This is a genomic window from Fundidesulfovibrio magnetotacticus, assembly GCF_013019105.1.
Taxonomy (GTDB): Bacteria; Desulfobacterota; Desulfovibrionia; order Desulfovibrionales; family Desulfovibrionaceae; genus Fundidesulfovibrio; species Fundidesulfovibrio magnetotacticus.
In genome coordinates this window covers 1-11,380 of the sequence record NZ_BLTE01000035.1, presented here as the reverse complement: position 1 = coordinate 11,380, position 11,380 = coordinate 1, and the positions used below count along the sequence as shown (strand labels likewise).

At 68.9% G+C, this 11,380-nt stretch carries 10 protein-coding genes; 2 read left to right on the top strand and 8 right to left on the bottom strand.

Annotated features, from left to right (window positions below; translation table 11 throughout):
• Positions 1-124: 124 nt before the first annotated feature.
• The 3 genes from NNJEOMEG_RS20095 to NNJEOMEG_RS20085 form a co-directional block, all read right to left on the bottom strand.
• Complete coding sequence (locus tag NNJEOMEG_RS20095; RefSeq protein WP_173087265.1) at positions 125-634, bottom strand: pyridoxamine 5'-phosphate oxidase family protein; 510 nt, start codon at positions 632-634, stop codon at positions 125-127.
• Positions 624-1,193 carry a UbiX family flavin prenyltransferase gene (locus NNJEOMEG_RS20090; RefSeq protein ID WP_173087264.1) on the bottom strand — a complete coding sequence of 190 codons (570 nt, stop codon included), beginning with the start codon at positions 1,191-1,193 and terminating at the stop codon, positions 624-626. The genes NNJEOMEG_RS20095 and NNJEOMEG_RS20090 overlap by 11 nt, the downstream gene beginning before the upstream one ends.
• A 99-nt stretch (positions 1,194-1,292) precedes the next feature.
• On the bottom strand, positions 1,293-1,880 hold the full coding sequence (locus tag NNJEOMEG_RS20085) for a DJ-1/PfpI family protein (protein WP_173087263.1): 588 nt from the start codon (positions 1,878-1,880) through the stop codon (positions 1,293-1,295).
• 239 nt (positions 1,881-2,119) lie between these two features.
• On the opposite strand from NNJEOMEG_RS20085, the gene NNJEOMEG_RS20080 reads away from it, so the two are divergent.
• On the top strand, positions 2,120-2,593 hold the full coding sequence (locus NNJEOMEG_RS20080) for an arsenate reductase ArsC (protein WP_173087262.1): 474 nt from the start codon (positions 2,120-2,122) through the stop codon (positions 2,591-2,593).
• A 330-nt stretch (positions 2,594-2,923) separates the two neighbouring features.
• On the opposite strand, the gene NNJEOMEG_RS20075 is transcribed toward NNJEOMEG_RS20080, so the two are convergent.
• The 3 genes from NNJEOMEG_RS20075 to NNJEOMEG_RS20065 all read right to left on the bottom strand — a co-directional run bounded on the left by NNJEOMEG_RS20075 (position 2,924) and on the right by NNJEOMEG_RS20065 (position 7,427).
• On the bottom strand, positions 2,924-3,508 hold the full coding sequence (locus NNJEOMEG_RS20075) for a rhodanese-like domain-containing protein (protein WP_173087261.1): 585 nt from the start codon (positions 3,506-3,508) through the stop codon (positions 2,924-2,926).
• A gap of 143 nt (positions 3,509-3,651) precedes the next feature.
• Entirely contained in the window at positions 3,652-6,423 is a 2,772-nt protein-coding gene (locus tag NNJEOMEG_RS20070; RefSeq protein WP_173087260.1) for a cellulose synthase subunit BcsC-related outer membrane protein, read from the bottom strand.
• Positions 6,420-7,427 (bottom strand): family 8 glycosyl hydrolase, encoded by a 1,008-nt coding sequence (locus tag NNJEOMEG_RS20065; RefSeq protein WP_173087259.1) that lies wholly within the window; start codon positions 7,425-7,427, stop codon positions 6,420-6,422. Before NNJEOMEG_RS20065 ends, NNJEOMEG_RS20070 begins: the two co-directional genes overlap by 4 nt.
• 601 nt (positions 7,428-8,028) lie before the next feature.
• On the opposite strand from NNJEOMEG_RS20065, the gene NNJEOMEG_RS20060 reads away from it, so the two are divergent.
• Entirely contained in the window at positions 8,029-8,256 is a 228-nt protein-coding gene (locus tag NNJEOMEG_RS20060; protein ID WP_173087258.1) for an amphi-Trp domain-containing protein, read from the top strand.
• A gap of 194 nt (positions 8,257-8,450) precedes the next feature.
• Here NNJEOMEG_RS20060 and NNJEOMEG_RS20055 read toward each other — a convergent pair whose 3' ends face one another.
• The gene (locus NNJEOMEG_RS20055) at positions 8,451-9,593 is read right to left on the bottom strand and encodes a glycosyltransferase (RefSeq protein WP_173087257.1); all 1,143 of its coding nucleotides are present in this window, start codon (positions 9,591-9,593) and stop codon (positions 8,451-8,453) included.
• Positions 9,586-11,229, bottom strand: coding sequence for a glycosyltransferase family 4 protein (locus NNJEOMEG_RS20050; protein WP_173087256.1), 1,644 nt, complete (start codon positions 11,227-11,229; stop codon positions 9,586-9,588). Before NNJEOMEG_RS20050 ends, NNJEOMEG_RS20055 begins: the two co-directional genes overlap by 8 nt.
• Positions 11,230-11,380 lie beyond the last annotated feature (151 nt).

Below are 11,380 nucleotides of genomic sequence, written 5' to 3'. Positions count from 1 at the left end.
TTAGGCCGCCGGAGGCTATTCCTCCTACCGCACCTCCCCCCCCCCCCGCCGCAACCGCACCGAACGCCACCGCGAAGGGTAAGGTGAAGGGTCTTGCTCCGGGAACCGCAGCGATCCCTTGCCCTCAGTGATTCTCAGCCTCAGGCTCGCCCTGCCAGAGTCCGTCTTCCACGCGCATGGCGTAGCGCGTCGCGAACCCCCGGGCGTTGTCCACCAGGCGGATGGAGCGTGGCCGGAACACGTGGGCGCGTACCTTGGCCAAGCGCGCCGCCGCCTCCCCTCCTCCGGCCAGGAGCGCGGCCGCGAAGGGATAGCGGCGCACGTAGGCGGCCAGGGCTCGGGCCTTGGCGGCGGTTCCTTGGGCCTCGCGCGCCTCGCCTTCCATCTGCAGACCTTTGATTTCCTTCCAGGAGTCAGTGCGCGCGTGCACCGTGGCGGCGCAGGCGGGGCTTGCGGCCAGGTTGCGGCAGTGGCGTGAACGCGGCGAGGAGTAGAAGACCAGGGCCAGGCCATCCCGGGCGAACCAGACGTCGGTGGCCCAGGGCAGTCCTTCGGGGCCGCAGGTGGCCAGGGTCAGGGTGCGCTCGGAGTCCAGCAGGGCCAGCGCGGCGGCCTCGAACTCCTCACGCGTCATGTCCGCTCCAGCGGCGGAAGAGGTCGTGCTCAAGGCCGAACTGGTCGAGCACCTTGCCCACGGTCTGGTCCACGATGTCCATGATGGTCTGGGGCCCGTGGTAGAAGGAGGGGGCTGGCGGCAGGATCACGCCGCCCATCTCGGCGACGGCGGTCATGTGGCGCAGGTGCCCCAGGTGCAGGGGAGTCTCGCGCGGGACGATCACCAGTTTGCGGCGCTCCTTGAGGGCCACGTCGGCGGCTCGCGTGAGGAGGTTGTCGTTGAGCGAGAGGGCGATCTGGGCCAGGCTCTTCATGGAACAGGGGACCACGGCCATGCCCAGGGTGCGGAAGGAGCCGCTTGAGATGGAAGCCGCCAGGTTGGAGGGATCGTGCACCACGTGGGCCAGTGAGAGCACATCGTCCAGTTCGCGCTCCGTCTCCAGGCGCAGGGTGAGGCGTGCGCCCTGGCTCATGACCAGGTGGGTTTCCAGGTCCGGAATGGCGCGCAGCACTTCGAGCAGCCGCACGCCGTAGACCACTCCGCTTGCGCCGGAGATGCCGACCACGAGTCGCTTCATGGGAAGACCTCGGGTTGAGCCGCAACCCGAGGGAGGCGGCGGGATGTGCCTGAGCGGCCCCTCGCGGTGGCCGCTCAGGCGTCTACAGGGCTCTTGCTGCTAGGGCTGGATGACGGAGCCCAGCAGGCCCAGGAATTTGCGCATCCATTCGGGGTGTGCGGGCCAGGCTGGGGCGCTCACCAGGTTGTCGTCCACGTGGGCGTTGGAGAAGGTGTCGTTGATTTCCAGCCATTTGCCTCCCGCCATGAGGATGTCCGGGCGTACGGCCGGGTAGGCGGTGCAGCCCTTGCCCGCAAGGACCCCGGCGGCCACGAGCACCTGCTGGCCGTGGCAGACGGAGGCGATGGGCTTCTTGGCCTCGGCGAAGTGGCGCACGATGTCCAGGACGCGCTCGTTGAGGCGGATGTATTCCGGGGCGCGTCCGCCGGGGATCACCAGGGCGTCGTAGTCCAGGGGGTCCACGGAGTCGAAATCGTGGTTGATGAGGAAGTTGTGGCCGGGTTTTTCGGTGTAGGTCTGGTCGCCCTCGAAGTCGTGCACGGCGGTTTTCACCTTGTCTCCGGCCTTCTTGCCGGGACAGACGGCGTGCACCTCGTGCCCCACCATGAGCAACATCTGGAAGGGGACCATCACTTCGTAGTCTTCAACGAAGTCGCCGACGAGCATCAGAATGCGCTTTACCGACATCTGTATCCTCCGTGTGCGGCGGCGCGCCCGGGGGCAGCGCCCAGATTGACTTTCTTCATACCCGTCTGGCTGGCGGTTGCAAGGGCCAATCAGGGCGTGTTCCCGCCGAAAGCCCCCACTGCTGCGTCATGGACACGGATCGGGAGCCGTTCGATGCGCTCTGCCACGTTTCGAAACGGATTCGTAACGTTCGTCCTCTAGCCGAAGAAGTCCTACATCCATCCTTTTTGGAGACGTGCATGAAAAGAGTTCTGTTCCTTTGCGTCCACAACAGCGCGCGCAGCCAGATTGCCGAGGCCTACCTGAAGCTGCTGGGCGGCGACGGATTCCATGTGGAGAGCGCCGGTTTCGAACCCGGCCCCATCAATCCCCTGGTGGTGGAGGTCATGGCCGAGGTTGGCGTGGACCTGACGGACAAAGGGTCCCAGAAGGTCTTCGATCTCTTCCGGGAGGGCCGGGTGTTCGACTACGTGATCACCGTGTGCGAGGAATCCGAGGGTTCCAAGTGCCCCATCTTCCCGGGCATGACCCATCGCCTGCACCTCGCCTTCGAGGACCCGGCGGCCGTCACCGGAACCCGCGAGGAGCGCCTTGCCCAGGTGCGGGCCATCCGCGACGCCATCCGCAAGGTAGTGGAGGAGTTCATCTCCTGGGTGGGCAGTTCCGGCCGCAAGCCGCTGGGCGATTTCTGGGAGATCAAGCCCACGGCCTGACGCCGCGTGAGGCCGCCGAATACGGCGCTTGGCACGTCGTGTCCCAGGCCGCCGGGTGTTGCGACTGAACATCGCGTCCAAACGGGTTGTCCAGGCGACCAGCTGAAACCAATGACGTATGTTGGAATGCAGCCCCGGTTTTCGACACTGCGAAACAAACACGTGACGCCGGAGCAACCCTCCCGCGGGGCGTTTCCAACCCCTTGAGCGCCCCTTGAAGGGAAATCGTCGAGAAGCGATCCGCAGGCGCGCCGAGCGCGAACCCTGGAAAGAACGAGCCCCTTCCGGCGTTGCCGGAAGGGGCTCTCCGAGTTGCCGGGGGTTCGTTCGCTATTTGACGAACACCTGCGCCGGGTTGAGGGCGTAGGTCCAGGGCAGGCCGTAGTTCTTCCAGCCATTCTTCATGCGTTTGCCGTTGTAGAGGTTCTCGGGGTCGGTCACGGCGTCGCCCTCGAAGCTGTCCACCATGCTCCAGACGTTGGTGTACCCGGCGGCGGCCAGAAGGTTCACGGCTGCGGCGGAACGCTGTCCGCTGCGGCACATGGCGATGATGGTGGCGTTCTTGTCCAGCTTTTTGGCCACCTGGGCCACGAAGTCGGGGTTGGCGGCCATGCCGTAGGACTTCTTTTCGGCGTCGAAGGCGGGGCTGAAGAACTGCACGGGGATGTTCAGGGCCATCTCGGGGTGGCCCACGAAGACGTACTCTTCGGGGCTGCGCACGTCCAGGATAACCACTTCCTTGGGTTTGGCGCGCCACATGAGGTAGGCTTCCATGGCGGTGCAGTACTTGCCCAGGGTGGTCTGCTTGCGGGCGTCGGTGGGCACGGGGGTGGAAGGCTGCTGGGCCAGGGCCGCGCCGACGAAGAGAAGGCACGACAGGACGGCAGCCGACAGGATTGCGACATGCTTCTTCATGGGGTTCCTCTGAGTTGTTGGTTGATGCCTGTGTACAACGAACGCCATGATATTCTCTAACGTTCAGCGCGCAGGGCATCAACCCTTTGGCAAGGTCTGGTATCGACGGGCGCGATGCCCGCAGGCATGACGCGGCGCGGGGATCAATCGCGATCGAAGGGCGTCTGGCGGCGGAAGAGTTCCTTGGGGGCCCAGAAGGCTTTCTGGGGGTCCCAGGACCAGCGCAGGCCCAGGCCGCCGTAGGCCTCGGTGTAGTCGGAAGCGTTGGAGACGCCGCCGAAGACGCCTGCCGCCACGTGGGGCGTGATGCGCAGCAGGGCCTCGCCTTTGGCCGAATAGGCGAGTTTCGTCTCGGTCTTGGCGGCGTAACGGCCGCCCAATTCGGTGATCTGGCCGGAGGTGAGCCCCGCCGTGGAAGAGCCCAGGGGGTACTTGGGCGCTCCGGCGTTGTTCTCGTAGAGCCAGCCCACGGAGCCCTCCACATCCAGCCACCAGGTGCGGCATTCGGGGGTGCGCAGCCGCGCGAACGGCCCGGCGATGAAGAGCAGATCCGGGCTGTAGTAGCCGCCGTGGCCGACGGTGTAGAAGTTGCTGTTCACGGCGTAGTGCTTGAGCGTGGCGAACGCGCCCAGGGCAAGCTCGGCCTCCTGGAAGCGGAAGGTGCGCCCGGCGGAGAGGTTGCCGGAGAGGCCGGCGTTGCCCTCCACGTTCTCGCCCCAGAGGTAGTCGGCCTGCCCGCCAGTGGTGATGAACCAGTCCTTGGCGGGTGTGAAGGTGATCTTGCCCCGGCCGCCCGTGCGCAGCACCCGGCCCCAGGAGCGCGAGCCGTAGGGGTCGCGCAGGCCTGTCCAGGAGAGGATGGATTCCGTGACCGCCTTCTGGTGTACGGCCAGCTCCCATTCCGGGGTGGACACCGAGAAGGCGAATGTTGGCAGGGGCGCGACGGGGCCTCCGATGGGCGACGTGCCCGCCTCCAGCCTCCAGCGGTAGGGGCCTTCCACGTCCAGGGCCAGCAGGGGCGTGTAGACCGTCAGGTCCGTGAGCAGGGCGTTGCGCTGGGGCGTGCCCGCCACGCGGGCGAAGTAGGAGCCCGCATAGGGGGACTGGGGCGCGTCGCCGCTGGAGAGGAAATGGGCCGAGGCCCCGGCAGTGAAGCGCATGCCCGAGGGGAGAGCCCAGGAGTATCGGGCCGGGACGCTCCATTCCAGAAGCCGGGAGGTCCCTTTGTCGCCGGTCTTGGAACGCACGAAGCCCAGGGCGTCGATCTGGGGGGTGTCGGCGTTGGTGCAGCAGCCGTCCGTACCCGTGGACGCCGCCAGGATGGGGGCCTTCTGGGTTGCGTAGAAATCAGCGGCGGCGGATTTGGTTTCGGGGTCCTGGGCCATCCGTGCAGCCGTCTCGAAGGCCTTCACGCGCTGCCCCGTGGCGGCGTACCCCTGGGCCATGGGGGCCAGGAAGCGCTTGTCGCCCGTGGCCGCGTACCGATCGGAGAAGGTTTTCAAGGCCTTGGCGTCCTCGCCCCGGGCCTGGGCGATCCAGGCGTCGAGTTCGGCAAGCTCCCCTCCCCCGGGTTGGAGGGCGCGCGCCGCCTCCGCCTGCCTGGCCGCGAGGGCCGGGTCCTTGGCGTCCAGGGCCGTGAAGGCCTGCTTCACATGGACCTGATAGGCCAGGTCGCGCATGGCGGGGTCGTCGGCATGACCGCTGGAGGCGGCCACGCCCAGGGCCTCGTCCAGGAGGCCGAGCCGCAGGTTGGCGTAGCCGAGTCCCAACTGGAGATCGAGGCGTTTGGGGAAGGCTCCCGCCAATTCGCGGAACGCCCGCTGGGCCTGGGCGGCGCGGCCGTTGGCGAGGTCGTCCCAGGCCAGGGCGGCCCGGGCGTCGGGATCGGCGGGGTCCGCGGCCAGGATGTCCCGCGCCAGTTGGAGCTTGCGGGCCTGGCTGGTGGAGGCGTCGCCCATCTCCTTGCGGTCCAGGGTCAGGGCCAGACGGCGCAGGGCCTCGGCGCGGGCGGGGTCGGACGGGGGCGAGGCCTGCCGGTAGCGTTCCAGCTTCTGGCGCACGACGGCCGGGGACTCCAGGGCGGCCAGTTCGTAGAGCACGCCCAGGCGCACGCCGAAATCCTGGCGGGGGCATGCGGCGAGGCGATCCAGCACGGAGCGGGCCTCGTCCTGTCGGGAGACGCCCGCGAGGCCTTGGGCGATCTTCAGGAACACGTCGGCGTCGGCGCAACGCTCCAGGGCGGGCGAATGCTCCTTGAGCAGCGCGGCCAGCCTGCGGGCGTCGGGGGCCGATCCGGCGCGGGCCAGCGCCTGGCGCACGCCGTCGGGCGTTGCGGTCGGGGCGGCGGCCTGGACCACGGGCTCGATGGGGACGGGCTCGCGCCACTGGGCGCGCTGGGCCTCGGGCAGAAGGGCCAGCGTCTTTTCCAGGGCGGCCTTGTCGCCCCTGGCGCGCTGAACGGTAAGCAGCGCGGGCAGGCTCTCCGGGAGCCGGTAACCCTTGTCCACGAGGGTTTGGAACTGCGTCTGGGCTTCATCCAGCCGCTGAAGGCGCATGGCCGCGAAGCCGAGACCAAGCCTGGCCTGGAGCAGCGTCTCGCCCGCGCCCTGCTCCAGGGCCTGGGCAAAACGGGATGAAGCGGCCGCGAAGTCGCCCTGGGAGAAGAGTTCCCAGCCTTCGGCCACGGCGCGTTCCGGCGGCACGGCGGGGAGCGGCGTTTCGGAAGCGGCACGTTTCCCCTGCTGGGCCGAGCGCTCCACCGACGGGGGCGTTTCCCGGGCGCTGCCGGTCCCGGGTACGGCGAGGGGTTCGCGAACCACGGAGGCCCCCCCGCCCGAACGCTCCACACCCTGGGCCAGGGCGTGGCCGCCAGAGAGCAGCGCCAGGAGCGCCAGCGCGGCCAGGAAGGGTTTCACAGGCCGCTCCGCAGCCCGGCCATCAGGCAGAGCACGTGGGAATAATAGTCGTTTTGTTCGCCGGGCAGCCTTGCGGCGGCCTTGTCCCAGAGGGACTGGGCCACGGGGTCGCCCAGAGTCTCGGCGGCGCGGGCCAGCACGGCGTAGAATCCGGCCGGGGCCTCGCCCTGGTCCTGCGCGCCGGGGAGGAGGGCTATCCTGGCGGGGAGGCTTCCCTCCCGCGCGAAGCGCTCCAGCAGCGGGGAGAAGCGGGTCAGGCCTTCCCGGTCCTTGTCCCAGGCCAGGTAGAGGGGGACGCGGATGGCGTCGTAGGAGAAGTGGCGTCCTTTCTCTCCCCAGGGGACCACCCTCCCCCCGGCCACGGCGGCCCAGTCCGGCGGCAGGTTCAACGTTCCGGCGAGGCTTTTGGCCAGGAGTTCCCGGCAGGCGGCGTGGAGCTTGCGCCAGAAGGGCGCGTCGTCCAGGCGGGCCAGGTCGTGAAAGGCGGGAAAGATGAAATAGGAAGGGTTGAAGGCGATTTCGCCCGGTTTGACGAATCCCTCGCGCCCGGGCAGCAGCACCGTGAGGCCGGAATCCTGGACCACGAGCTTCTCCCGGATGAGCGCGGCCAGGGAGCGCGCGGCCTCGCGCCATTCGGGGCGTCCGAAGCGTTCGGAGGCGCCAAGGAGGGTCCAGGCCAGCACGATGTCGGCGTCCGAAGCGTTGTTGGGGTCCAGCACGCCCCAGGAGCCGTCGTCGCGTCTGCCCCAGGACCAGGCGGGCAGGCCCTGGGCCTGCGGCGTCATGAGGTTGTCGCGGGTCCAGGACCAGAGTTTTTCGAAGAGCGGCTGGTCGCCCTGGGAGAGTGCCAGGAGCATGGTGAAGGCCTGGCCCTCGGAGTGGCTCATCTGGTTGTTGCCGTAATCGATGACGCGGCCGTCGGGCTGGACGAAGCGGGCCTTGTAGGTCTCCCAGGCGGTCTGGGCGCAGGCGGTGCGGGGCGCGGCCGCCGCGAGCAGCATCATGGCGGCGAACCCCGCTGCAAACCACGCCGCGAGCCCTGGGCTGGGCCGGGTTGATGTTGCGGCTGACGCAATGCGCTGTTTTCGGTCCATCGGCGACATATTGTACTGCACCTTGTTCGCATGAACTTCGCAGCGTGCTTGCGTCATCCTTGCCGTCGCTCCGCCCGATCCCCGTCGCGTGGCCTGGCGGATGCAACTTGACGCAGGATGCGGCGGCGGCGCGAGAACGCCCCCCCGCCTTGGCGGGTTCCGCTTGAAAGTCCGCCGGTCGGGCTTTCATGGGGATGCTCGAACCGCTTTATCATTCAGAAGAACGTTTCAGGACGATTGTCAAGGGCTTTCGCGCATGGCGGCGAGAATGTCACGGCATCTGGCATCTGTTCTCCCGGCGTTGACGTGCGTCGATGCCGCCATGGCGGGGGATGATCACGCGCTGCAGCGCCGCGTGTCTGGCTTCCGGCTACAGTGTCTGGAGCCTTCCGGGCAGCCTGTTCCACGGTGGGAAAACTCCTGAGGACTTTCGCGCGTCAGCGCCGAATCGTCATGCAAGCTGCGGGGAAATGCGTTAAGGTGCGTTCAACCGATCAAATGGAGGCATCCCATGAGCGACAAGACCGTTCTTCTGGACGTTGAGGAGACCATGCTGCGCTACGACGCCGCCGTGGCTCTTAGGAAGCTGGCCGACGACCTTGCCCAGGGGACGCTCCCCTCGGCCGAGGGCGGCGTGGCCGTGGGCGAGACCCTGAAAGTGGAGATGAAAGGAAAAGTGAAGCCCAAGGACGCAGGAGTGAAGGGCTCCCTCAAGGTGGAGCTTTCCTGGCGCACCTGAGCTGTCCGCCCCGGCGTTTCCCGCGCCGGGGCTTGACGGCCTGAAGCACCCGCCCGGTCCGGTTGGCGGGGCGAGGCCAAAGCCTTACGGCCGGAAGACGCTTCGGGCTTGGCTTTCCCAGGGTTTCGCCAGGGCGATTGTCGTGCGGGCGGCGACGGTCCCCTCTTGGGGAGGTCAGTCGGCCGCCCGGGGGGTCAGGCGCGACGAAACGCCGCCGCGTAGAGCCGTTCGTAGTCGGAAGCCATGCGCGCCGCGTCGAAGTGGCGCAGGGCGCGTTCGCGTCCGCGCGCCGCGAGATCGCGCCGGAGCGGCTCGCGTCCGAGCACGTCGAGTACGCGCCCGACAAGGCACGCCTCGTCGCCCGGCGAGACCAGCAGCCCCCCCTCCCCTTCCGGCAGTTGTTCCGGGATGCCCCCCACCGCGTAGCTGACCACGGGAAGCCCGTGGGCCATGGCCTCCAGCACCACCAGGGGGTGGTTGTCGGCCAGGGTGGGGTAGGCCAGGACGTCCGACGCCGCGTAGAGGGCTTCGAGCCATTCGCCTTCCACGTACGGGAGCACGAGTTCCCCTTCGCTCCGCCGGGCCTCGTCGCCTCCGGCCGTGAGCACCAGGAGCCGCCCGGCCAGGGCCTGGGGAGCGCGCTGGCGCAGAGCCAGACGGATGGCCTCGAAGCGCCCTCCCCCTTTGCATCCGGCGCGCTGCCCGCCATGGGCCAGGAAGAGCGCCACCCGCGCCCCGGGGTCGATGCCCAGGCGCGCGCGCGCCCGGGTCTTGTCCGCCGACTCGGCCGGAATCTCCACCCCGTTGGGGATCACCGTGACGCCCAGGCCGGGCCAGGCCGCGCGCGCGAGCCTGGCCATCCAGCGCGAGGGCGCGGCCACGACGGGCCTGGCGGCCAGGGCCGCTTCACGCCTCATGGCGCGAGCCGCCGCGGAGCCGGGATAGCCGCGCGGGCAGGGGTCGCGGCAATCCTCTTGAAAATGGGGACACTCCAAAGGAGCGATGCACCCCCCCGTGAAGGGCGAACAGTCGTGCAGCGTGAGCGCCAGGGGGCGTCCGGCCCCGGCGAAGCCCGAGAGGAGCCCTGGCCAGTCCCGGGTGGCGTGCGCATGGACCAGCACCCCGTCCGGCGCATGCCCCGCCAGGTCCTCCGGGGCGACCAGCGTCACGTGGGTCGGCGAATCACCGGATTGCGGGTCGTCGGGTTCGTCGATCTCGCAGCTCAGGCCCGCGCGGCGTTCCGGCTCCAGGCGCGCGGCCAGCGTACGGGCCACCCGCGCCGCCCCGCCCCGGCGGCGCAGCACCGCATGATGGTGCACGCCCGGCCGGTCAGCCACGGCTGAGTTCCAGCAGGTCGTGCTTGAGGCACCACAGCACGAGGGTCTCGGCCCGCACGGCGTCGATCCCCTCCACGGCGGCCGGAAGCGCCAGGGCCAGCTCCCCGAAGGGTCGGGGCTTGCGCGCCAGCACCAGCAGGGAGCGCACGGCCTGCATGTCCACCATGTCCTCCATTCCGACGTGGACCACGGGGTGGTCCTGCCCGCGATAGACCGCCGATCCCAGACGCGTGGCCTGGAGCGTGTCCGATTCGGCCAGGCGCTTGGTGGGGTAGGAAGCGAAAACCCGGGCATAGTCCACGGCCATGGGGTGCGCGGCGGCGGGCTGTTCGGGAACGGGGCGCTCCCAGAGAGTCTCCCAGAGCGCCACGTGGCGGCGCGCGATCTCCTCCCAGGAGTAGCCCAGGGCGTGACGGCGCGCGGCCTGGGCCATGGCGCGCCGCGCCGCCGGGTCGACGGACAGGCGCTCGATGGCCCGGGCCAGACCGCCCACGTCCACGGCCAGGCGCTGGGCCAGCAGAAGGTGGGTGTGGTTGTCGAAGCGCAGGGGCGCCAGGAGGTCCACGTCGGAGGTGTCGCGGGGGCCGATGGTGCGCGCCAGGAGTCCCGTTTCCTCCGGCAGGACCAGGTCGCGGTAGCCGTCAAAGTCCGAGGCGACGACCGGCAGACCCGAAGCCTGGGCCTCCAGCAGCGTGAGCCCGAAGGTCTCCTGGAGGTTGTCCGAGGGCGAGAGGAACACATCGGCGGCCTGGTAGAGCTCCCGCTTTGCCTCCTCGGAGGGGCTTTCGATCACGGTGAGGGCCAGGCCGATGTTGAGCGCCAGTTCCTCGAAGGTAGGGCGGCCCCAGCCGTCGGGCTCGGCATGTCCGGCCAGCACGAGGCGCACGGCCGAGAGGGGTGTCCCCGCCAGGGCCAGGCGGTGGAAGGCGCGCAGCAGGGGGAGAAAGTCCATCTTGGAACTCAGGCAGAGCCTTGCCAGCACCAGGAACACCGTCTCCTCGCCGAAGCCAAGGCGCGTTCGCAGTTCCTGGCGCTTCCGGCCGTCGGCCGGGGCGTAGAGGGTCGAGTCCACGCCGAGGGGGATCACCTCCACGCCGGGCTCCGGGTAGGCTGCCGGGTCCAGGTCATAACCCTGACGCAGGAGGCCGTAGTAGCCGCGCACCACCTTTGCCGCCGTGGCCGAAGTTGCCACCATCGCGTCGCGCGGGGTGGTGCAGGGACTCAGGTGTTTGAGAAAATCCTGCCCGTAACGCGCGTAACTGAGCGAATGCGTCACGGCCGTTACGGGAAAGATTTGCCGGGACCGTGCGTTGCGCACGGCGGCCAGATAAGCCGGGTGCATGATGCAGTCCGACAGGTGGAAGGCGTGATGCGGGGTGCGCTCGATCTCGCGGGGCAGGTCGCGCCGGTCCAGCAGGAAAACCTTTGAGAGCCCTGGCAGGTTGCCGGGCAGCTCCGCCGCGAGTCTGGCGAAGTCCGATCCCGCGGCTTTGGAGGGCAGGTAGAAGCGGTAGGCGTCGAAGGGGTCCTGGGCTAGGAGCGCCTGGAGAAAGGCCTTGTTGGCCTGGATGCGACCCAGCGTGGGGCCGCGTTCGAGGAAGGGGTCCAGCGTGGCCCAGACTCGCCCGGTGCTCATATCCTTGAAGAAACATGCATGGAGCCGGAAGTCAAACCATCCGGGGGGTGGCCTCCGCAGTCCGTTGGCGTGGGTATTGCATGGCCTCCGTGGGCGAAACAGGACGCCACACCGGAGGAACGCCATGAAGCGCGGCAACCGACCTGATCTG